This window comes from Fulvivirga sedimenti (assembly GCF_020328055.1).
On the sequence record NZ_JAIXNE010000004.1, the window covers coordinates 290,638 to 314,640 of the forward strand.

General features: G+C 44.9%; 19 protein-coding genes. 10 read left to right on the forward strand and 9 right to left on the reverse strand.

Going from position 1 to position 24,003, the window contains the following annotated elements; all coding sequences use genetic code 11:
* Positions 1-10 precede the first annotated feature (10 nt).
* From LDX50_RS19320 to LDX50_RS19345, 6 genes are all read right to left on the reverse strand, one after another.
* The gene (locus LDX50_RS19320; protein ID WP_225697847.1) at positions 11-1,582 is read right to left on the reverse strand and encodes a glycosyltransferase family 39 protein; all 1,572 of its coding nucleotides are present in this window, start codon (positions 1,580-1,582) and stop codon (positions 11-13) included.
* A 73-nt stretch (positions 1,583-1,655) separates the two neighbouring features.
* The gene (locus LDX50_RS19325; RefSeq protein ID WP_225697848.1) at positions 1,656-3,080 is read right to left on the reverse strand and encodes a TolC family protein; all 1,425 of its coding nucleotides are present in this window, start codon (positions 3,078-3,080) and stop codon (positions 1,656-1,658) included.
* Positions 3,077-4,465: an HlyD family secretion protein gene (locus LDX50_RS19330; protein WP_225697849.1), complete on the reverse strand. Its 1,389-nt coding sequence runs from the start codon at positions 4,463-4,465 to the stop codon at positions 3,077-3,079. The genes LDX50_RS19325 and LDX50_RS19330 overlap by 4 nt, the downstream gene beginning before the upstream one ends.
* 3 nt (positions 4,466-4,468) lie before the next feature.
* Positions 4,469-6,649 carry a peptidase domain-containing ABC transporter gene (locus tag LDX50_RS19335; protein ID WP_225697850.1) on the reverse strand — a complete coding sequence of 727 codons (2,181 nt, stop codon included), beginning with the start codon at positions 6,647-6,649 and terminating at the stop codon, positions 4,469-4,471.
* A gap of 5 nt (positions 6,650-6,654) precedes the next feature.
* Positions 6,655-7,338 (reverse strand): TetR/AcrR family transcriptional regulator, encoded by a 684-nt coding sequence (locus LDX50_RS19340; RefSeq protein ID WP_225697851.1) that lies wholly within the window; start codon positions 7,336-7,338, stop codon positions 6,655-6,657.
* Between the two features lie 100 nt (positions 7,339-7,438).
* On the reverse strand, positions 7,439-8,353 hold the full coding sequence (locus LDX50_RS19345) for a universal stress protein (RefSeq protein WP_225697852.1): 915 nt from the start codon (positions 8,351-8,353) through the stop codon (positions 7,439-7,441).
* 83 nt (positions 8,354-8,436) lie between these two features.
* Here LDX50_RS19345 and LDX50_RS19350 point away from each other — a divergent pair, with 83 nt between their 5' ends.
* The 8 genes from LDX50_RS19350 to LDX50_RS19385 all read left to right on the forward strand — a co-directional run bounded on the left by LDX50_RS19350 (position 8,437) and on the right by LDX50_RS19385 (position 18,836).
* On the forward strand, positions 8,437-9,414 hold the full coding sequence (locus LDX50_RS19350) for a sodium-dependent bicarbonate transport family permease (protein ID WP_225697853.1): 978 nt from the start codon (positions 8,437-8,439) through the stop codon (positions 9,412-9,414).
* A complete protein-coding gene (locus LDX50_RS19355; RefSeq protein WP_225697854.1) occupies positions 9,411-9,704 on the forward strand; it encodes a P-II family nitrogen regulator in 294 nt (97 codons plus the stop codon). Before LDX50_RS19350 ends, LDX50_RS19355 begins: the two co-directional genes overlap by 4 nt.
* A gap of 86 nt (positions 9,705-9,790) precedes the next feature.
* Entirely contained in the window at positions 9,791-11,518 is a 1,728-nt protein-coding gene (locus LDX50_RS19360) for an amidohydrolase (protein WP_225697855.1), read from the forward strand.
* 97 nt (positions 11,519-11,615) lie between these two features.
* Positions 11,616-12,158 (forward strand): nuclear transport factor 2 family protein, encoded by a 543-nt coding sequence (locus LDX50_RS19365; protein WP_225697856.1) that lies wholly within the window; start codon positions 11,616-11,618, stop codon positions 12,156-12,158.
* A 213-nt stretch (positions 12,159-12,371) separates the two neighbouring features.
* Positions 12,372-15,425, forward strand: a complete 3,054-nt coding sequence (locus LDX50_RS19370; RefSeq protein WP_225697857.1) for a DUF1553 domain-containing protein — start codon at positions 12,372-12,374, stop codon at positions 15,423-15,425.
* A 6-nt stretch (positions 15,426-15,431) separates the two neighbouring features.
* Positions 15,432-16,865 carry a DUF1501 domain-containing protein gene (locus tag LDX50_RS19375; RefSeq protein ID WP_225697858.1) on the forward strand — a complete coding sequence of 478 codons (1,434 nt, stop codon included), beginning with the start codon at positions 15,432-15,434 and terminating at the stop codon, positions 16,863-16,865.
* 14 nt (positions 16,866-16,879) lie between these two features.
* Positions 16,880-17,920 carry an NHL repeat-containing protein gene (locus LDX50_RS19380; RefSeq protein ID WP_225697859.1) on the forward strand — a complete coding sequence of 347 codons (1,041 nt, stop codon included), beginning with the start codon at positions 16,880-16,882 and terminating at the stop codon, positions 17,918-17,920.
* 25 nt (positions 17,921-17,945) lie between these two features.
* On the forward strand, positions 17,946-18,836 hold the full coding sequence (locus LDX50_RS19385; protein WP_225697860.1) for a dienelactone hydrolase family protein: 891 nt from the start codon (positions 17,946-17,948) through the stop codon (positions 18,834-18,836).
* Positions 18,837-18,878: 42 nt separating this feature from the next.
* Here LDX50_RS19385 and LDX50_RS19390 read toward each other — a convergent pair whose 3' ends face one another.
* Together LDX50_RS19390 and LDX50_RS19395 are read right to left on the reverse strand one after the other, a co-directional pair.
* The gene (locus LDX50_RS19390) at positions 18,879-19,583 is read right to left on the reverse strand and encodes a gluconate 2-dehydrogenase subunit 3 family protein (protein ID WP_225697861.1); all 705 of its coding nucleotides are present in this window, start codon (positions 19,581-19,583) and stop codon (positions 18,879-18,881) included.
* Positions 19,584-19,587: 4 nt separating this feature from the next.
* The gene (locus LDX50_RS19395) at positions 19,588-21,306 is read right to left on the reverse strand and encodes a GMC family oxidoreductase (protein WP_225697862.1); all 1,719 of its coding nucleotides are present in this window, start codon (positions 21,304-21,306) and stop codon (positions 19,588-19,590) included.
* A gap of 291 nt (positions 21,307-21,597) precedes the next feature.
* Between LDX50_RS19395 and LDX50_RS19400 the strand changes: the two genes are divergently transcribed.
* Positions 21,598-22,434: a hypothetical protein gene (locus LDX50_RS19400; protein ID WP_225697863.1), complete on the forward strand. Its 837-nt coding sequence runs from the start codon at positions 21,598-21,600 to the stop codon at positions 22,432-22,434.
* Between the two features lie 11 nt (positions 22,435-22,445).
* Positions 22,446-23,516 carry a DUF4185 domain-containing protein gene (locus LDX50_RS19405; RefSeq protein ID WP_225697864.1) on the forward strand — a complete coding sequence of 357 codons (1,071 nt, stop codon included), beginning with the start codon at positions 22,446-22,448 and terminating at the stop codon, positions 23,514-23,516.
* A gap of 6 nt (positions 23,517-23,522) precedes the next feature.
* On the opposite strand, the gene LDX50_RS19410 is transcribed toward LDX50_RS19405, so the two are convergent.
* Positions 23,523-23,945 (reverse strand): lipocalin family protein, encoded by a 423-nt coding sequence (locus tag LDX50_RS19410; RefSeq protein ID WP_225697865.1) that lies wholly within the window; start codon positions 23,943-23,945, stop codon positions 23,523-23,525.
* Positions 23,946-24,003: the final 58 nt, after the last annotated feature.

The window sequence follows — 24,003 nt, forward strand, 5'->3', positions numbered from 1 at the left end:
ACAATGTAGCTTATTTATAAATATTTGGTAGCGGCTCCGAATCAGGGTCATAGGGTGCTATGCGCTCACCTTTAATTTTATAAATAGCCCAGTCATCCAGTGCGATACCCTTGTTTATCCGATTTCGAAGCGCATCGATCCAACCCATCTCCCTGGTAGTGACATACTCAATATCCGGGAAAAAACTTCGCGCAAACGTCTCATTGTCCGACAGGTCTTCGTCGCGCCCCACACAGAGAACCAGGTAATTTGGATATTGGCTGTCTGGCATTCTTTCCATGATTTGCATCACGCTGTCGGGTGTAACAGTCGACCCTATGTGCGGATAGGCCTCATAAAATCCTCCATAGTACAACGGCGCATCCTTAATTCTTTTATGGGTAGGATCCATTAAAACAAAACCTTTCAGATCCTCCTGCTCACCAAGGAACCGCATGCCTTCCACACGGGCTCTTTTGTTATCATAGGCGGAATAAAGAATAACCAGCGGGATATTTAAAATCCAAAAAAAGACCCAGCTGAATCTGACAAAAGAAGATAAGACTTTGCCCATGTTCCTTCGCTCAACAAAATTTGACCACCCGAGATACCCAAGGATAATAATATGGGGCATGATCGTAAAAATGAATCGCTCCTGCTTATTTGGAAAAACGGAATGGAAAACAAAGAATAAAAGTGCTGCCAGCCATACTGTTGTGCTTACTTTATAGGATCGGGCAAATCCAAACATCAGCAAAATACTTAGTGGCGGAATGAATACTCCCAATAATATTCCAAGATAAAAATGCCATGGTTCCGTAGTATAATCATTTGCATGTTCTACATTGAAAAGGAAGTAATACTGCAGCTTGCAGAACGGCGATCCGCATAAATAGTAGTCCCCCACACCATGAATGAGCACTATTGCTCCAACAAATACAGCTCCCAGATAGATCGATTCCTTCCATTTTCGACTCCACATTAAGCCCAGACCAATCCCCCCGGCAAAAAGAATTGTTTGATAACGCAGCGAAAAGCAAATACCCAGCAACAGTCCTGATAATAATATATATCGCAGCGGGAGATCACCTTTCAAAAAGCGAACCACCCAATAGGAAACCAGCAGAAGAAGAGGAATTGGAATGACTTCAACCAGATTGCGCACCGACATCTGGGGAAACATCCAAAAAAGTGCAAGCAAAAGACCCACAACGCGTGCTTTATTCCGATCGCCCAACTCCCATGTCAGCTTGTATCCAAAGTAAATGATCAATAAGGAATACAAGGCATGAATCAGGCGGTTAAAAACCATTTTGAGCGAAGGGTCAGACATCCCCAGAAATTCGGCAGTTCCGAGAATCACATAATTTGCGGCAGGATACAAAAGACTTCGTCCACTGGTATTTTCTTCCGGAGAATCCGTAATCATATTGCCTTTATCACGTCCTTCCAGCCAGCTTTGAGCAGGTTCAATTACTAAAAAATGATCATCGTGATATCCATAACCTCCGGAAAAAAATACACCAATCAATCGTACGGTAAGGGCAAGCAGAATGATCAGCAGCAGCGGACGTTCATTCCAAAGACGTTGAATCAGAGCCATAGTCAAATTTTGTGCAATATTAGAAATCCTGAATCGGATTCAAAAAATTAAACGAACGCCGGCTCTTCTTAAATTAGTATCCCAGGTTTTGTATACCGGCCGACCAGTAGAGAGTCGCCACAGATTTCTGATAATCTGCGCGCAACTTCAGGAGTTTCGTCTGTGCTTCGATAAGCTTTTCGAGCTGAATATTGATCTTGAATAGATCACTTTCACCATTTTCCAGGTTTATCCGTTCCGCTGCCAGGATTTGCTGATAACTAGTCACCATTTGATCAAGCTGCGTCAGGATCGCCCCGGTATTTACTACTGCTGTATACTGCGCATTAATTTCGTTAACGATCTCACGTTCCACGAAATCCTGTTCAAGATTGTTATCCCTGATCTTCAGATTGGTCTGCCCGATTTTTGCGCGCTCTTTTCGAAGGAAAATAGGAAAAGCAAAATCAATTCCTACCCTGTAATTATTATCGAAAGTCCAGCCATTATTTTCACCCTCCGGGGTAAAGGGCTGATCCAGGAACTGATATTTAAGATCAATTCTGGGCTTCAGATTTTCGCGGGCCAAACTTCTTTCAACGATCAACGCTTCATTCTTCAACCGCAACTTTTGTAATTCCGGGTGGTTTGCACGGGCCAGAGTCACAAGATCCAGGAGTACCGAGTCGCCTAATTCTGTTACGGGCAACGCCTCCGGACGGATGTAATCCTTAAGCTCCAAAGGAAGGCCTTCCGGGCTCCACAGGTGATTCGACAAGGATAAGGCAGCTTTGATCCGGTCGATATTAGCCTGCTGAAAATCTGTAATACGGTTCAGCAGGGTGATTTTTGCTTGTATCGTATCTATTGCCGCAACCTCCCCATATTCAAATCCCATTTTGGTTCGATTAAAGATATCCTGAGTGATGGCAATATTCTGCTGCATCAGTATATAATTGTTATAGGCATAATACCATTCCCAGTAATCCTTGGCAGCCGTTAAAAGCACCTTGTTGATCTCCTTGATTTGCTCTGCCTCAGCCATATCCTGAAAAATCAACGCTTGCCTGACCGTAGCTCTGCGCTGATCGATGAAAAGGCCCTGACCAATGGGCACCGATACACCCGCATACAACTGCTGATTATTGGTGGCATCAGAAATGAAATTCTCAGGATTCAGATATGCCCCGCGATTTTGCATGAATCCCACCTCGGGATTCACCGGGAACCAGACTGGAATTTTCAGAGAGACATCCAGCAAATTATAATATTCCGTGTCGCTGAATCTTTTTTGATTCCAGCTACCCTGCAATTTCGGATCAAATGCTCCCCGCGCAAGCCTGACTTCCTGAATCGCCTGGTCGGTAAGCAGGTTTGCCTGCTGGACTATGGGATGGTATGCGAGTACGACGGCATAAAAATCATCGAATTTAAGGATCGACGAACTGTCCATCGAAACAGACTGAGCCTTAACCCCATAAAAGAAGCAAGCAAATATTATGATCCAGATTGCTCTCATTTCTTCTTCTCTTCAGAAGTTTCTTCATTCTTATCAGATGTTTTCTCATCCTCTTTTCCCAGCAAACCCTGGTTATTCGGATCCTCGTATAGACTTGGCGGGAAACCGTTAAGCTGTCGCCATATTTCATACCACACCGGAACATCGTCGAGCATTACCCATCCCTTCGTTCCTGATCCGATTCGGAGCAGCTCAGGCCACGGTTCATCTTCCGGATCCGGGGTTACCAAAATACGGAACATTCCACCGCTTGAATTAACGTAATCGATCACCTGAACGACTCCGCCAAAAGTTCCCACAGAGACGCTTGGCCATCCCGAAAACTGCAGCGCAGGCCAGCCGTCAAATTCAATCCGTACTTTCCTGCCCTTGGAGATCAAGGGAACATCCATGGCGCGGACATACATTTCCACTGCCATATCCGGATTGGTTGGTGCGATAGTAACAACCGCTTCCCCTTCCTTGATGGTTTCACCGATTCCGGCACGCATCGCCTTTACGATATAACCATTCTGGGGTGAAATAATCTGGTACTGCTCATTACGAATCTCCATGTTGGCATACTCATTCCTCAGCTTGGCCCGGGATACCTCCGCATCATAAAGTTCAGACAACGTTGCATTCAGATCAGATTCTGCCTTTGAGATCTTGTCCTGGTACTCAGCTCGAACACCTGAAAGATTTACACGGGCATTGATCAATTCAGCCTTTGTCTGAAGAAATTTGTTCTCCGAGGAAACTACCTTCATACGGGACTCCTGATATTTCGATTCAATGTCCTGGAATTTAGTCAGCGCAATGTTTCCAGCCTCGTATAACGTTTTATTCCGTTCATACTGATTCCGGAAGTTGTTGAATCTGATTTTTTCCGCCTCATAATCCACGCTGTCACTAACAAGTTTCAATTCGGTCTGGCGAAGTTTGTTCACAGCCTGTTCATACTTCACATCGAGTGACTGTCGCAGGGCTGTGATCTGAACGCGAAGTGCATCAGCCTTGCTTTGTTTAGAGTCGATGCTGCTTTCCTTCGCCTCCACCTGTTCAGAAAGTCGTGTAAGCAATTGTGGATCAAAGTAGTCGGATTTAATTTCCGAAAGTGTAAGAATGGTATCTCCTTTATTCACGAACTGTCCTTCCCGAACCCGCCAGCTGGAAATTCTGCCCGCAATGGCAGACTCGACCGACTGCGGTCGGTTGCCGGGCGTGAAGGCAGTCATCTTGCCAGTACCGCGTATGTTCTGCTGCCAGGGAACAAACAGCATGACGAAAAACACCGCTCCCAGTCCCATAAGGATTTTTGCCAGCCTGCGGCCAGCACTGGGTGTTTTCAGCGTCTTTAGTGTGTAGAGCTGATGGTCGCTAATTACTTTCTTTAACTCCTTCATAACCTACCTCACTATTTTATTGAGTGCACCTGATTTAACCAATTCGTCGAACTTTCCGTTACCTGTGATCCTTCCTTCTTCAAAAAGAAGTACCCGGTCACAAGCCGCCATAATAAACGGATCATTTGATACCACAATAAGTGTCCAGTTATGTTCCTTTGCTGTTAGCATCTGAATAAGTGAGAGCCGTTCCGACTGGATGAAATCCTTAAAGAAGTCATTCAGGACCAGTAGACTTGGCCTTTTAGCCAGGCATCGGGCCAGAATAATTTTGTTTACAACACCGCGTGACAACCCCTTGCCACCGCTAAGCATAGGCGTATCCAACCCTTCCGGCATCGCATTGATGGTGTCTCCAACATTCACCTTGTCCAGTGCCCAGAGCGCATCTTCAGCCTTGGAATTCGGCTTGGAAAGCAAAACGTTCTCAAAGATAGTCCCTTCGAAGATATCCTCCTGGGAAACATTCTTGCCTATTTTATCCCGTAAATTCGTAAGATCCAGGTCGCGCAGAGAATAACCATCCATGGTGATGATTCCTTCATAACCCTGGTGAAGGCCGGTAAGCACTTTTGTAAATACCGTTCTTCCAGATCCCGCACCACCCGATATACAAATGCGTTCACCACTCCGGATATGCGTTTCCACATCCTTGAGTACATAATCCGTACTACCAGGAAATTTATATGATAGCTTTTTAACCCTAACTTCCATACCCCGCTCCAGCAGGTGCTTGGGAATATCAATACCTCCGCTTTTTTCCAGCGGCAAGTCTGTTACCTGCGAAATTTTGTCCACTGCCGTAAGCATATCATAAACCACATCCATGTACATGATGATCTTCTCAACAGAATTCAGTGTTAGAATGATGATCACTTCTGATGCTACAAACTGGCCCAATGTAATTTCACGCTGTACAACCAGGATAGTACCGATAATCAACAGGCCACCCGTTACAAGTCCCTTAAAAAGGAGAATAAAAATATATTGATTAACCAGCACACCGAAATGCACCTTCCTGTTCTTCAAATAATTGTTTACGTTATAATCAGTCTTCCGGATTGGCAGCGGTGTATTTCCAGATATTTTGAAGGAATTGATTGTTCTCGCCAATTCTTCCAGCCAATACACAACTTTATATTTATACTTCGATTCCTTGATGGAAGAGCTCAAACCCTTCGGGCCCGTAAAGTAGAAAATAAGCACGAGCATACCCACCAGCAGCAGACTGAAAAATACAAAGAACGGATGATAGAGCGACAGGAGGATCAAACCGAATAAAATTTGTATCACACCTGCCGACAGGTCGATCAACAGCTTAGGAAGTCCCTTTTGTAAGGTAAGAACATCGAAAAACCGGTTCATTAACTCCGGTGCATAATAATTTAAGAGCGCTTCGTTCTTAATTCTGGGTATCCTGAAGGCAAATTCAAAGGCCGCTTTTGTGAATACCCTGCGCTGTAAAAATTCCACCAGGGTGATCTGCATCACCTGCAGACCCCCTGCAGCAAATACCCCGATGATCACTAATGCGATTAAAACATAGACAGAGCTGAAAACAACCCCGCCCGAAATCAGTGATACTGTTGCCTGAATACCCAGGGGTAAGGTTAAGCTGATCAGACCGATCAGTACTGCGTAGATGTATATGTAAAATATATCTTTCTTTTCCTCCGAAAGCAGACGCATTAACCGCTGAAGAGGATTCAGTTTTTTAAGGTTCTCCCCATTTTCAGGATCATCACTTACCAAACTTTTATAACCAAAAATACCCATGAAGCTTACCTTGCCGTCTTCCAGCATCAGGTTGGGAAAGTAATCAGCATCACAGCTCAGTGTTTCCGAATCACTGATGCGAATTCTTGACACTTTGAGCTTACGCTTTTCCTTAAAAATAATAATAGGAATAAGATCATCCTCTGTTTCCTCAAAGGCAAATATCGGAATCTCCACGTCATCCAGAAACGACCTGATCTCTTCAGGGGCTAATTGATTTTCAAGAAAAATGATCCGCTGTTTGGTAGCGGCCTCAATCAGATCTCTCCGGAACTCAGGAGCGTCTTCCCGGTCGTAGTAACGGGGTGAGGCTTCCATTTCCCTTAAGGTAAAACCATCGAAGTCCTGCCCCAAATATGTTGAAGCCTCCCTGATTACCTGAATAATCTGGCTGCTGTTCATCCGCATGGTCTTTATTTTTTAGGTGTTATGGTATTGAAAATCATTTCCCCAAGAAATGCTTCATTCTGAGCCTGTAAGTTACCCTTCTTCTTTTTAATATCCGTTAATGATGGCAAATGCTCAGCATAGAAAAGTTGCTGATGCGCCATTTGAAGCACGGTGCTGATCAGCGAATGTGGGTATTTATACGCTGGATTGATTTCTGTGATATAGGAAGCAATTTTCGCGCATAATGACTTGAAGCCCCTGAATAATCCTTCCCGGTTGTCGTCATCCACCTGTTTGGTCAGATAGGTCTTATCAGATTCCCAAATGACAATCCGATACAGCGCCTCCTCGTCGACCTCCGGAAAAAGGGGATCCCTGTCTTTTTTCTCTGTTACGAGCGCCAGTGCTATCTGCAGTTTCTTGCGTGGATCAGAAATATTCTGCGTACCGAAATCAATGCGGTATTCAAGCCAATTCCAGTACCAGGCGATCAGATAAACAAGTAAACGATGCTTATTTTCAAAATACCTGTATACCGATGCTTCGGTAGAATCGATCTTTAAAGCCAGTTTTTTGAATGTAAACTTTTCGAAACCCAATTCATCGATCATTCGGATACTCTCCTCAATGATCTTCCTTCCGAGTTCTGTTTCCTGCGGGTCCCGCACGAATAAGTTCTCATTCATTAATAATTGCAGCGTAGCCATCTTCCAAAAATAATATAATTACTCAATTATAAAATAGTAATACTATCATATATGATATTCCTCTAACGCAAAAAATGAAATAAGGTTATACTGAAGTGAATTATTTTCCGAGAAGTGCCTTTATCAGGCCGACATTTTCACCTGGCTTCTTTACTACCAGCAGGTACCTGTCTGTTAAGCCTGAATAAACCCGTTCGGAAACACTGCCAAGTAATGCAGCAGCTGCTGCTGTTTTTCCACGTGCCCCGATTATAATCATATCGGCAGGGTGATTTGATGCCCATTTCAGGATGGACTGACCGATATCCGTCGATTTATTGATGCCTTCGATGAAGCAGTCAGGATTGATCGCACGGAAAGGCTCCACGAATTCCTTTAGTTTGTGCTCTGTGTAAGTAGCCAGCTTCTGATCAAGCAGGTTTCTCTTGACGAGAATTTCTTCCACCTCATCGACAGTTTCTGCGACCTGATTGATGTATTTGGATGAATCACGGTAAACCGTCAGGCAACTGGTATGTTTATGAAGACTTTCTGCAACATGCATGGCCTGCAAACTGTGCTCAGAAAAATCGACCGGCACCAGTACATGTTGAAATTCCATCTCCTTCTCAGGAACGAACAGAATACTGATGCCCGACTTTCGTGCTATTTTCCTTTCCACCAACCCCTCATTTCCTTTTTTACCAACAACGACCAGGTCATTTTCCAGATCCTGGGTAAGTTGTAAAATAACAGTTAGTGCATGCCCTTCACGAACTTCTATATCATAAGGTGTGGTTATACCCGATTCATTTATATATTGCTGAATCCTGTTTTCATAGAATCGTAATTCGGGTTCATTGAGGTCCGGAATATCAGACAGTACTTCCCGGGGCAGGTCGGCTGGATGAACTACATGTAAAAATGTTAACCTTTCAGGCTTAAGTTCCTTTTCAAGTTTAACCAGGTTGGAAAAAATGTACTGATCTGTATCAGACATGTCCAATGCGATTAACCAATTTTTATAGAAGTTCATATATATTAAATAATAGTAATACTTTTATTATAGATAGATTAACAATCATATTTTCGCAATGTTATAAAAAAAACTGATTATTCATGTCATCAGATATCCTCATACAAAATCTGCTGAACCCTGCAGTTCTTTTTTTCTTCCTTGGATTACTGGCAGTATTTATACGTTCAGACCTTGAAATCCCCCAACCCATCCCGAAGTTTCTTTCCCTCTATCTGCTGCTGTCAATTGGTGTGAAGGGCGGAGTAGAGTTGTCCCACAGCGGCATAACGAGCCATGTGATGACCACCCTGGGGATTGCGGTCTTCATGTCGCTCCTGGTACCGCTCTATTCATTCTACATTCTGAAGAAACGGGTAAGTATTTATGACGCCGGCGCCATCGCCGCGACCTATGGATCGATCAGCGCCGTAACATTTATTACTGCAACTTCTTTCTTGAAGGATCTTAATATTGAATATGGCGGACATATGGTTGCAGCCATGGCTCTGATGGAATCCCCTGCGATTATTGTGGGCGTTTTGCTCATTAATATTTACCGAAAGGATAAAAACGATGAAGAAACGTCCTATGGAAGCATTATCAAAGAAGCGCTTACAAACGGCTCTGTCGTACTGATCCTGGGAAGTCTTATTATCGGACTATTGGGAGGAGAACGAACCGAACAGGCGCTGGAACCCTTTACCGGCGATATTTTCAAAGGTATGCTGGCCTTCTTTCTCCTGGATATGGGCCTTCTCGCGGGTAAACGAATCCGATCACTGCGTAAGGCCGGATCTTTTCTTATTCTTTTCAGCCTTATCATCCCGGTTATTAACGCGGCTATTGGAATTGCTCTTTGTCAGCTTTTCCATATCAATATAGGTGATTCCCTTCTGCTGGTTGTGCTGCTTGCAAGTGCCTCCTATATCGCCGTTCCGGCAGCAATCCGGATTACAGTTCCTGAAGCTAATCCCGGATTATATGTACCGATGTCGCTTGCAATCACATTCCCATTTAATATCATACTGGGGATTCCCGTTTATTATCACATTCTGGAATATTTAAATTTACATACATGAAAGCACTGAAACGTGTAGAGATTATCACCGGATCCCTGGAATCTTCCAAGGTCATCAGAATCCTGGATCAAAATCAAATCAACGGATACACCCTGATTAAAAATGTCCTGGGACGCGGAGACAAAGGTGAACAGGATGGCGAAGGACTGCATAATGCTTTTCAAAACACATATTTCCTTGTGGCATGTTCTGAAGAAGAGCTGAATAAAATAACCGAACCGCTTCGGAAGCTGCTTAAAACTTCCGGTGGGGTCTGCCTCATCAGTGACGCTCAGTGGCTTATGCACTGATGAATCAACTCCTGTTCATACAATCGGAGTTAGGCAGCTGTATACATTTTTATTAATTTTATCACTCATCGGTTTACGCTCATAGAATGAAAAATTTCACCTACTTGTATATCCTCGTTTTGACGTTTGCGCTATTCGCCTCCTGTACGTCGGAAAATAATGACAACATCGAAAACACGAAGCCTGGTCAGTCTTCCTTGTACTTTAACGGTGATATCATCACTATGGAAGGCGACTCACCCGAATATGCAGAAGCCCTGGTTGAACAAAGTGGGAAAATTTTATTCGTAGGTACTGAGGAAGAAGCACGTGAAAAGGCCGGAACGAATTATGCAGAGATTGACCTGAAGGGCAAGACACTTGTTCCCGGTTTTATTGATGGCCACGCCCATTTCTACGGTTTCGGTGCTCAGGCGGTAATGGCAAATCTCCTGGCAAGTCCCGACGGAAACTGTGACAGTATTCCCGCCCTTATTACCACATTGAAAGAATGGCATGCCGCTAACGGAACCGACAAGACCAAGGGTTGGATCGTCGGGATGGGATTCGACGATGCAGTGCTGGCTGAAAAACGCTTTCCAACAAAAGAGGATTTGGATCAGGTCTCAACAGAAATACCAATTATGGTCATCCATATCTCAGGACACTTCTCAGTTGTGAATTCCAAAGGTCTTGAACTGCTCAACATCACTTCTGAAACAATGAACCCCGAAGGTGGCGTGATTCGTCGTATGGAAGGGTCCAACGAACCCAACGGCGTGCTTGAAGAACTCGCTGCCATTCCTGCCATGATCGATAAAATCAGTCCGACCGAACCCGAAATGATCGATTATTACATGGACAAAGGTCAGGAAATGGCGGTACGATATGGTTACACAACTGCTGTGGAAGGTCGTGCCATGAGCAATCATGAGCAAATTGCTGATTATGCCAGCCGGGGAAAGCTAAACATTGATATTTTGTCGTATATCGATTACATGTTCCCCCGGTACATGGAAACGGAATGGTATAGCAAGGAATATAAAAATCATTATCGCATTGCCGGACTTAAACTGACACTGGACGGATCACCCCAGGGAAGGACAGCCTGGAGAACCATCCCCTACCTGATCCCTCCTGACGGGCAGAAGGATGGATATAGCGGATACCCTGCCATACCTGAAGACGAGAAAGTGATGGAGATCGTTGATCTCGCATTTGCAAATAACTGGCAGCTCAAAACACATTGCAACGGCGACGCTGCATTTGATCAGTTATGCCGGGCATTGGGTCCTGCTGTAGCCAAATATGGGAACCAGAACCGAAGAAATACATTAGTTCACGGACAACTGATCCGGCCGGATCAAATAGACAGCCTTAAAAAATATGATCTTATCGCCTCACTTTTCCCCATGCATACATTCTACTGGGGCGACTGGTATGACGAGATCATCGGCCCGGATAAGGCACAACAAATCAGTCCGATCAAATCTGCATTGAACAAAGGTGTACGCGTTACCAGTCACACCGACGCCCCGGTGGCACTCCCGAACCTTATGATGATCATGTGGACCACCGTAAACCGTGTGAGCCGCAGCGGTAAAATTATGGGGCCCGCTGAACGACTTACACCTTACGAAGCACTTCAGTCATTTACCATTGGAGGCGCATATCAGTTCTTTGAGGAGAATGAGAAGGGAAGCTTAAAAGCAGGAAAACTAGCTGATATGGTGATACTTGACCAAAATCCGCTGAAAGTTGATCCGATGAAACTCAAGGAAATAAAAGTGCTCCAAACCATCAAGGGTGGTAAGACCGTTTATTCTGCGATGTAGACACATTAAATAGAATTATCTGTCTGATGATCAGAAGATAATTCTATTATTTCGGTTTATTTTTTGTATTTTGATTGACAATCAACCAATCAAAACTATGAGAAAATTAACCCTAGTGCTGTTTGCAGCATCAATGTTTTTTGCTTGCGGTCAGCAAGAGCAGGCACCCCCACCACCCCCACCTGTTGAAGAACCTGCAGGACCCGTAACTGTAAATGCAGATGAAAAATATGTAGCTATCTGTAAAGATGGACTGGCAGCCATGTCCAGTGGTGATATGGAGCGATTTGTATCTGACTTTACCGATAATGTAGTATATCAGTTTGCCTATGGAGACAGCCTTGTTGGCAAAACAGCAGTTCTGGAATACTGGAAGGATCGTCGTGAAAACGCCATCGAGGATATTAATTTCTCCAATAGCGTATGGCTGTCCGTAACAGTAGACGCTTCCAACAATTATAACGTTGCTCCCGGAGACTGGGTAATGGGCTGGTTCTTAACAACAGCCTCCTACAAAGCCACGGGCAAAAGTATGACGCAAAATATTCATACCTTGTATCATTTTAATGGTTCAGGAAAAGTTGATAGGGTAATTCAATACCTTGATCGTGCCGCAATAATGCAGGCGAGCAGTCAGTAATTAATATAAAGGTCCCGTCTGGAAATAGACGGGACTTTTACATTATATACTTCAACCAATTAGATACCACCCTTAGAAATTTGGGGATCAATCATTATATTATGAGATGATTTTTGCTTCCATATGAGGTTACCTGGTTTTCGATCAATTCTTTGGCTTCCGGCCAGTTTTTTTATAATACTGACAAGCTGTGGCCCGAATATTCCTGAGGGAGTGGAAACTTCGTTTTCTTCTCTTCCCGAAGAAATTGACTTCAACCTTGATGTAAAGCCCATACTATCCGACCGTTGTTATCACTGCCATGGTCCGGATAAAAATAAGCGCAAGGGAAAGTTACGGCTCGACACGCGTGACGGACTTTTCGAAGCCCTCGAAAATGGGGAGAAAGCCTTTGTACCGGGAAAATTGTCCAGGAGCGCAGCCATCGGGCGCATCCTGCACACCGATCCGGAGTTAATGATGCCCCCTCGGGAGTCGAACAGGTTCTTATCTGACCGTGAAAAAGCAATTCTGATTAAATGGGTGGAAAGCGGAGCTCAATGGAAGGAGCATTGGGCCTATATTTCACCGGAAAAAGCCAATCCACCGGCTCGGATTTCCGGATGGAATGCCAACAACGAAATCGATCTGTTCATTCAGGAAAAACTGAAGTTGCGGAATCTCGAGCCGGCACTTCAGGCTGATAAGGAACGGCTGCTCAGAAGGGTAACCCTCGACTTGACAGGGCTGCCGCCAACCATTGAAGAGCAGGATGCTTTTCTGGCTGATTCAGATGAAAATGCCTATGAAAAGGTGGTGGACAGGCTGCTGGCGTCAAAAGCCTACGCGGAAAGGATGACTTTGGAATGGCTGGATGTGGCGAGGTATGCAGATTCACACGGGTTTCATGCAGACGGGGCCCGCACCATGTGGCCCTGGAGGGACTGGGTGATCGAAGCATTCGATCAGAATATGCCTTATGATACCTTCGTAACCGAACAGCTAGCCGGAGATCTCATCCCTGATGCAAAACGGGAGCAGATCGTGGCCACTGCATTTAACCGAAATCATCCCATGACTGCTGAAGGGGGTGTGGTGGATGAAGAATTCAGGCTGGAGTATGTGGCCAACCGAACCAATACCCTGGGTACAGCATTCCTCGGGCTAACACTGGAATGCGCACGATGCCACGACCACAAATTCGATCCGATCACACAGAAGGAATATTACCAGGTAAGTGCCTTTTTCAACAATATGCGCGAGCTGGGCATGACTGGTGACGATGGCGATTTTGGCCCTATGCTGCCATTGCCCAGTTCTCAAACCGACAGCATCATTGCCTACCTGAATGAGGAGATATCTAGCCTGGAAACGGGACAATCCTCTGTTTCAAAAACTACCAAAAGACAGGAACCCGTTCTTCGGCAGCAACTTGATAAGATCACTCCTACAGATTCTACAAAATTCATGGACCGCAATCCCAATGTCTATGCGCAAGGTCCCGTGGAACTCATCGACGGTGTAAATGGAAAAGCTGTTTTATTCAATAACCAGGACGCCCGCCTCTATATCAATAATTTTGGACAGTTCGAGGCATTTGAACCTTTTACGGTAAGCGCATGGGTACGCGCAGACAAGGAAACAGGGAAGACCAAAGTGATTATTGGGAATGCCGGTGAAAAGAATAATCTATGGCGCGGCTGGGATGTTTACCTCGACTCCACAAATCACCTGAGTTTCAGGCTCATCAATACCCTCCCTCACAACATGATTCACGTCAGATCCGCAGATACGATTAAACTGGGCCAATGGACTCAGGTTTTGGTATCCTATGACGGGTCATTAAAAGCTTCCGGAGTTAAAATGGGAATTAACGGTGACCAGGTAAAAACTAATATTCTGTACGATCGTCTTTATAAAAACATCCTTCCAACCAACGTTTCAAGGACCCGCGACAAGCGGGGCGTCGTTCTCGGTAAGAGTTACAGAAGCTTTACTGGTGACAATGGTATTCTGAAAGGCTCTATTGATGAACTCGCAGTCTACGATTTTGCAGTCGACCCGATGGAGTTTAAATCCATTTATGAATCGACAAGGAATGGTTCCGTGGCAGGTGTAACCAGGAGAATTTCACAAGAGGAACGGAAGCTTCAGGAACTACGAAAGAAAAAAATCTACACCCTGGATACCATACCTGAACTTATGGTCATGGAGGAAATGGAGGATAAGAGGCCAACTTTTATTCTGACAAGGGGCGAATATGACAAACCTACAGAAAAGGTCCAGCCTGCTACGATCGATAAAGTCCTCCCATTTGATGAAAGCTACACGAGAAACAGACTCGGACTCAGCAAATGGCTGTTCGACAGAAATAATCCGCTTACCGCCCGTGTTGCCGTAAATCGTTACTGGCAGATGATCTTCGGAAGGGGTATTGTTTCAACCGTGAATGATTTCGGCAGTCAGGGTGCACTCCCCTCCCATCCAACGTTGCTTGACTGGCTTGCTGTAGATTTTATTGAAAACGGCTGGGATGTGAAGGCATTACTGAAAAAGATGGTAATGAGTGCGACCTATCAGCAATCAAGCCAGGATTCCAGGGATAAATTTGAAGCAGACCCCGAAAATATATTCCTGGCCAGGGGACCCAGTTATCGACTTCAGGCTGAAATGATACGTGATAATGCTCTGGCTTCCAGTGGATTATTAAATCGGAAAATTGGCGGTCCCAGTGCTAAACCATATCAACCCGACAGTCTATGGATTGAACTGGGAAATTTTTCACACTTCCTCCTTTACTATAGACAGGATCATGATGATCAGCAGTACCGCCGAAGCATGTATACGTTTATCCGCCGGACATCTCCGCCACCCAACATGATCATTTTCGATGCAACAAACAGGGAGGTTTGCACTGTATCGAGAGAACGCACGAATACACCGCTGCAGGCATTGGTGTTGCTCAATGATCAACAATATGTTGAGGCCAGTAAGGCATTAGCCTACAGGATAAGAACCATGCCCAATTCTGAAGATGTTGAATCGCAAATTGAAAACGGATTCCGTCTCGTCTTGTGTCGAAAACCGAACCGTGATGAATTAGCGGTACTTACGCGGCTGTATGAAAGTGAACTGAATGCTTTCCGTGAAGATCAGCAAAGTGTAAAAGAACTGTTGGCAGTGGGCGACTTTGAGATTCCCGACGAATGGCAAAATGCTGAATTAGCAGCACTCACACTGGTCTCAAGCACGCTTTACAACATGGATGAATCCTATATGAAACGATGAAGTACTATGTGTCATAATCAACACAGCAATTACACACGAAGAGACTTTCTTACCCGCACCTCATTGGGTCTTGGAGCGTTATCGCTGGGTTCGCTGCTCAATGGTACCGGCGCATTTGGCAACTCACTATGGCAGGATAATGCCCCACCCCATTTTCCTGCACGTGTGAAACGGGTCATTTACCTATTCCAGAGTGGTGCACCTTCGCAGTTAGACTTGTTTGATTACAAGCCCCAGCTTATTAAGATGAATGGCGAACAACTCCCTGAAAGTATTCGAAAGGGACAGCGTCTCACGAATATGACAGCGGGTCAGTCATCCTTCCCACTGGTAGGCTCCATTTTTGATTTTAAGCAGCATGGTGAAAGTGGCGCATGGATCAGCAGTCTGATGCCTTATACAGCACAGATCGCAGATGATCTCACCTTCATCAAATCGATGTATACCGAAGCAATTAATCACGATCCTGCTATAACCTTTATTCAGACGGGATCCCAGTTCCCCGGACGACCATCGATTGGCTCCTGGGTGAACTATGGCCTGGGAAGTGATAATGAAAATCTGCCTGCCTTCGTGGTGTTGGTGACAAAAAACAAATTCGGACAGCCACTATATTCACGGTTATGGGGTAATGGCTTTCTTCCTTCTGAATACCAGGGGGTACAGTTCCGTGCGGGTAAAAATCCTGTACTTTATCTGAGTAATCCTCCGGGGGTTACAGAAACTGCACGCCGGCGCCAACTTGACGCGTTAGGGGATGTACAGCAAATCCAGTTCGATAAGGAAGGTGACCCGGAAATTCTGGCGCGCATGTCACAGTATGAAATGGCCTACCGCATGCAAACCTCAGTCCCCGAGATCATGGATGTTTCCGGAGAGCCTGAGTATATCTACAATCTTTACGGTGAGGACAGCAGGAAACCAGGTACATTCGCCGCCAATTGCCTGCTGGCAAGACGGTTAATTGAAAAGGATGTAAAATTTGTTCAGCTCTACCATCAGGGCTGGGATCAGCATTATGCCTTGCCCGAAAATATAAGAATTCAATGCAAGGAAACCGATCAGCCAACTGCCGCATTGATTCAGGATCTGAAGCAGCGCGGGCTACTCGAAGACACACTTGTGATCTGGGGAGGAGAATTCGGACGGACAAACTACTCACAGGGCACACTAAATGCAACAAGTTTTGGAAGGGATCACCATCCAAAGTGCTTTACTATTTTCATGGCAGGTGCGGGAGTGAAACCAGGAATCAGCTATGGAACTACGGATGAGTTCGGATATAATGTTGCAAGCGACGGAGTGCACATTCACGACTTTCAGGCAACCCTCATGCATCTGTTGGGTGTTGACCATGAAAGGCTCACCTTTAAATACCAGGGACGGAGATTCCGGTTAACCGATGTGCATGGCAAAGTGGTAAAGGATATTCTTTCATAAATAATACAAGCAAAATGCCGACAAGAAGAAAATTCATCAAGGGAAGTGCCGCTGCACTGGCATTGGCATCATCAACTCCGGCATTTTCAATTGCTAAGATCCGGCATTCCAAAAATGCTCCGGTTGTTGGACATGGCGCTCATACCTACCGTGTACACAAATCATGGGGTGATCAGGACCCTGCTAAAATTCCGGTTCGTGATTGCCACGAAATGGTTCAGGACCGTTCAGGAAGATTGATTCTTCTTACCAACCATGTGAAGAATAACATTATTATTTACGACCGAAGCGGTAAGGTTACAGATACGTGGACACTTGAAACTCCTGGAGCGCATGGATTAACCATCGTTGATGAAGGGGGTGAGCAATTCCTCTTCATTACAGATGAACGGATAAATAAAGTTTACAAAACCACCCTTGACGGCCGTGTTTTGCTCAAACTGGATTATCCAACCATGATCCCGGCGTATACCGAAGCGGCTAAATGGAAGCCAACAGAAGTGGCCGTTGCACAGAATGGAGACTTTTATGTGGCAGATGGCTATGGCCTCAACTACATCGTTCAATATTCTCCACAAGGAGAATATATACGGCATTTTGGCGGTCAGGGAGATGGGGATACGGAATTCCAGTGTTGCCATGGTGTAACATTGGACACGCGTTTCGGAAGAAATGAATTGCTCATTACATCGCGGACGAAAAATGAATTCAAACGGTTCAGCCTGGAGGGTGAGCACCTGGAAACAATCAGCCTTCCGGGTTGCTGGATCTGCAGGCCGGTTATTAAGGGCGATGAGCTTTACTTTGCAGTAATCGTTAGCAAAGAGTGGTTCAGCTACGACGGTATGCTGGCCATCCTTGATAAAAATAACAAAGTAGTTTCATTACCCGGAGGAAGCGAGCCTGGGTATGAAAACGGCATGCTGGTTCCGCCTATATCTGATGATGTGACCTTTATGAACCCGCACGACGTCTGTATTGATAATGATCTGAATATCTATGTTCCCCAATGGTATTCGGGCAGAACATATCCGATTATGCTGGAAAGAGTTTAGAAAAAATTAAAACGAAATAAGTACCATGGGAGAATTACGAAAGGAAGATGTAAAACAGGAAGTTTTTGACTTGTATGATGATTATGCACATAATCGTATTGAGCGCCGGCAATTTATGGAAAGGCTGTCGGCCTATGCAGTTGGCGGAATTACACTGCCATCATTGCTGAGTTTTGTTATGCCGAATTACCAGGACAGGATACAGGTGCCTGCCAACGATCCACGGCTGAAAACTGAGACTATTGAATACGATTCTCCCAAGGGTGGCGGAAAGATAAAAGCACAATTATCAAGGCCTGTCAGCAGCTCCGGGAAATTGCCCGGCATCGTGGTGGTTCACGAAAACCGCGGATTAAACCCGCACATCGCCGACGTAGGAAGAAGAGCTGCGCTTGCCGGATTTATCTCCGTTTCACCCGATGCCCTGTCCCCTCTCGGAGGTTATCCGGGCAATGATGATGATGGCCGTACCATGCAGCGTGAACGTGACCGCGATGAGATGCTGGAGGATTTTATCGCAGCTTTTGAATATCTCAAAAACCACCCCGGATGTACAGGTAAAATCGGTGTGGTTGGTTTCTGTTTTGGCGGATGGATTTCCAACATGATGGCGGTTCGAATCCCTGACCTGGGTGCAGCCGTTCCTTTTTATGGCGGACAGCCCTCTGCCGATGAGATACCGAACATCCAGGCTCCGCTCCTCATCCATTATGCCGGATTGGATGAACGTGTGAATGCCGGATGGCCTGATTACAAAAAAGCCCTTGAAGAAAATAAGAAAGAGTTCACGACCTACATTTATCCCGATGTGAACCATGGTTTTCACAACGACACCACAGGAAGATTTGATGCTGATTCGGCCAGGCTTGCGTGGGAACGTACGGTGGCATTCTTTAAAGAGAAACTGACTAAGTGAATCCTATTAACCAATACTTCTCAGAAATTTGATTAGAACTTTCTAACTAATCAAATTACCTTCATCATCCCACTGGGCAATGTCTGCGCGTTTGTCCTGATCCACGCACTTGGCCAGCCAGGCGGGATCATAGGCCACCCCATGCTGATCCAATACCTCCTGTGGAACACCATCCCAGACATTCGGGGTATTGCCCTTATAGCCGAGGTCATCCAGGCCCATTCGAGTGGTATAGTATCCCGTCAGCACAAGATTCCGAATCCTGGAAAAGAAAGCTACTCCCTGTGCCAGCTCTGGAGCGGCATCATCGGGGTAAGCAATTTGATCCAGTATTTGCTTTTGTTGGGCTGCTGTAGACGAACTGAAATTAGTTTTGAATAATCGGTTTGAATAATTATCAAGCCACATCAATCCACCCCGCATGGGTGTTTGATGGTAAGTAATATCCTTCACAATAAATTCAATGAATTCAGGCACTCCCGCCTCAGTGGCGGAGCCGGCCGTATCGGATGCCGGAAGAATCAAATCACAAAGTACTGCGATTGTATCAATTTCACTGTCATTGAAAAAAGTCTGATCCATTAATTTGGCATCGTGTGCTTTTTCCTTATCTGTTCGCCCATATGCAGGCGCTTCAGGAAGCAACGGTGGCGTGCTCACATTGGTTGCCGGTTCACATGAAGTGAGGATCAGTCCGCCTCCTATTCCACCGGCAAGTAATGACTTTATGGTTTCTCTTCTGTCCATGATATTAAATATTCCGTTGCTTAATCTGTTCAACAATGTAATCTGAAGTGCGCCATGATAACGCCAGAATGGTCCAGGTAGGGTTTTTATCAGCCTGTGACACGAACGGACCGCCATCCACGATAAATACATTCTTCGCGTCATGAAGCTGCTGATACCGGTTCACTACCGATTTCCTGCGGTCGTCTCCCATCCGTGTGGTTCCAACTTCATGAATGATCCTGCCCGGCGCAGCCAGTCCGTAGTCCTGATCCTTCCCGGGTTTCGAACCCAGCACAACTCCTCCCATTCCGTCAAATACCTCTTCAAATGTATCATGCATGTGCCGGGCCTGGTTGCGTTCATGATCAGACCAGGTATAATTAAAACGCAAAACCGGTATACCGAACTCATCGACCACATTGGGGTCGATCTCACAGTAATTATCCTCCCGCGCGATACATTCTCCCCGGCCCGAAAGCCCAACTACAGAGCCGTAGAATTTCTTCACGTCATCCCGAAGCTGATTTCCATACCCTCCGACTTTCTCACCGATATATTGGTTAAGGTCATTGGGATTAAATCCGAATCCATAGGACGGCATTCCCATGCCACCCCAGACCTCCATGTGGTACCCGCGAGGAAAATCGAGCTCTTTATTATCAAGCCACCACGGGAAGTATATATGGGCACCGCCTACACCATCTTCGTTATAAGTTTTACGGTTCATCAGGTCGGGTATAAACGCTGCCCTGCTGGCACCTGTTGAGTCATGTAAATACTTACCCACAACACCACTGCTGTTTCCTAAACCTGCAGGATGCTGGGCGCTTTTTGAATTAAGCAGAATACGTGCAGAGCTACAGGCTGATGCGGCAAGAACAACCACTTTCCCCCTCAACGCATACTCCTGTCTATCTTCTTTATTCACGTATGACACTCCGGTTGCTTTTCCCTCATTATCGGTAAGTACTTCCCGCACCATGCTGTTCACATAGAGGTCGATCTGACCCCCTGCTTTTTGTGCCGGGAAAATCAGACAGGTTCCAGAGGAAAAATCGGCATATACGGAACAGGCCCGGTTGCACTGACTGCAATAAAAGCACACTCCACGTTCTTCATTGATCCGCTTGGTTAAAATTGACAGCCGGTTTGGAATGACCGTAACTCCTGCTTTTTTGGCGCCTTTAATGAAATACAATTCATGCAGCCGAGGCTTTGGGGGCGGTAGAAAAAACCCATCCGGTTCATTGGGTATATTCTCTTTGGAACCGAATACGCCTATCAGTTTGTCTACCCGGTCGTAATATGGCTTAACATCCTCATATCCGATCGGCCAGTCCTCACCCAATCCGTCGATGCTTTTATGTTTGAAATCATTGGGGCCAAACCGCAATGATATTCTTCCCCAGTGATTCGTTCGTCCGCCCAGCATCTGGGACCTGAACCAGTCGAACCGTGTCCCGGGCGCATTGGTATACGGCTGGCCTTCAATTTCCCAGCCTCCATAGGCGCTGTCAAAGTCGCCGAAAGGCCGAACACTCGAAGCTCCCCTTCTCGGAGATTCCCAGGGCCATTTAAGTTGGGTTCGCTGTTCCGGGGCTGCCGGGTCGTAATACGGACCGGCTTCTACCACAGCCACTTTGAGACCTGATTCAGAAAGTACTTTCGTTGCCATTCCTCCACCGGCACCGGATCCTACAATGATGACATCATAAACGTCGGGTGATTCTTTGATTTGCATAGATACATGGATGAGTCAGACTATAAGATAGTAAAATTCTGAAGGAATGGCAGTGACAGATTTGTAATTAATCTTTGAATAGGTTCAGATCCAAGATGGAATAATTAGGTAGTATTGGAAGATATATGTGAGTATTTGAAAGAATTATGTTAATCTGTTAAAATTCCCAAAAACAGGTATCATAAAAGCGTCAATCATTGGTTGATAGCTGTTAATAGAATCAGTCAAATCCATCGAATTTTGATATGTGGTATTTAGTACCGCTGCTATAGAATCGAAAATTTGAGGACTATGAAATCATTGAAAAACTCTGCGAGGAATTCCTGCAGCTTGTTCGCGCTAATTACTCTTTTCCAAATCACATCGTCAGTAAATACCCTGGCACATCAGCAAATGATGTTTTACGAAACCGATGGTCATTACTGGACAGTTTTACTTGTTTGTAAACAGCTGGGCATTCCTGAGGCTGAAGCGATTGCCTATGCCGCAGAATATCCGGACAATGTAATGAACCAAGACGGGTATATCGTTAAAAGCCGGATGACCTACCTGCTTCCAAAGTCCCAGAAAAAAGTTCATGCACTTACCGGCGGCTTGCCCGAAGAGGAACTGGTAATTTCCAGGATCATGTTAGCGGAAGCTAAATCCGCCAGGCAAAAAGGGACAGCTGCCCATCGCCTGGGAGATACATATGCACATACAAATGATAAAAAGCATAAAATGTTTCCTCACATCATTGGGCATCTTTTTCATATGAAAAAACCAGATCAGATACATAGAAATCCCGGGAAATATCTCCAATATGTAAATGATCTTATCAAATCATTCGGCGGACCGGAGGCTGAGATTGACATGTTTGTATTCAACTACATTTCTGACCATGGATTAGACTCAGAAAAGAATGCGGCAATTCTGAAAACAGAATATAACAGACTAAATGGTGCCCTTGCTTTCAGCGTTGAAAAAGACCATATCACGGTAGTTAACGATTACCTCCTCAGCAGAAATTCCCTTGGGTCATATGCCATACATCGGAATACAGATTCGAAAGGAAGAGATACAGCAACCATAATATTTATTAAGGAAAGTGATTCATACGTTACTAAATATGCATCCCGCAATAAATAACCCCTGTTCTGATGAAAAATTTGACATTCGCTACATCAATTATTTGTTTATCTGTCTTATTCAAATCTCATTTATCTGCGCAATGCATTCCAAATTTCCCATACAAGGATGGATGGATGGGTGGGGATTATGCCATATCTGTGCTTCTCCCCGATGAACGAACGTTATGGTTATTTTCTGATACATTCATAGCCCCCATCGGTGAAAATTCACGCAAAAATGCGGTAATGATTGCCAACACCATGGCCGTTTCAAGTTGCAATGAAGATAAATGGAATATCCGGTATGATTGGAATAGAAAGAAGCCCGATGAGCCGCAAGCGATTTTTTTACATAACGATCCATCCCATAAATACTGGCCAGCAGATGTATTCATTTCCGATAATACGTTATGGGTAATTTTATCTGATATTGGCCCTAAACCAGAAGCTACCTCAGATGATCTATTCGATTTCAAACACTACGGAACGACGATCGCGAAAATAGAAAACTATGGCGATCCTATCTCTGATTGGCTCATTGAATACTCGCCATGGGAAGAAGATTTCGTGCCCAAAGAATGGGTACAAGGTATAATGCACGAAGGTTATTATTATGTCTTTTATTCTGATAATGACCGGATTCTTCTCAGCAGGTTGTTCATCAATGACTACGAAGAACGACTGGAATACTGGTCAGAAGATCTTTCCTGGAAAAGAGGTTTCAATAAAACAGATGCGGCTGTCTTATTTACTGACAAAGTCGGAGGAAGTCTCACATATCACTCAGAGAAAAAAGAATGGATCCTTATTTACGGTCCAAACTTCCTGAGCAACCGTATCATGTACAGGACTGCCACGGACCTCACAGGCCCGTGGTCTGATCCTTATGTATTACTTGAAACCGAGGAAAATACTCCGGGAACACATCGATTCAAATCAACTAATTTCTGTTATGGAGCACATGAACAGAATCAGTTCAATCATGAAGATATGATTGTAATAACTTATGACTGCAATTCATCCAGCATCGATAGCCTGATTAATGACCTTTCAATATATCATCCAAGAGCGATCCACATTAATTACCCTTCTTCAAGATAACCTTAATTACTTCACCAGGGTGTACTTAAAATCGCATCCATCTTCGTCATTACCCGTTAAGGTCAGTGTATTACCCGTGATTTGATAACGCATTTCCTGGCATAAGTCAAACTGACAAATGTTCACTTTATCTCCTGAAACGGTGTAGGTTCCTTCAATATCAAGAAAAGTCGCTCCGGCAAAAATCAAGACAAGTCGAACGGTATTATCTTTTCTAAAAGTAAAGGTGAAACATTCTGTATCAGAACAGCTATACGTACTGTTGCTATTGTTCGATGGATCATCACAGCTGGAGTACACTTCAGAAGTTACTTTCCATGTATTTACAAGGGGGGCATCCGGTGTGGTTTCATCATCATCCTTATTACAGGAGGAAAATGTAAAAAGAACCGATAATAGAAGCAAAATAGAGATTATAAGATTTTTCATGGTGTTTTTTATGCAAGATCATCATAATGATGCGGGCATCGTTAGCACTAATCTTGCG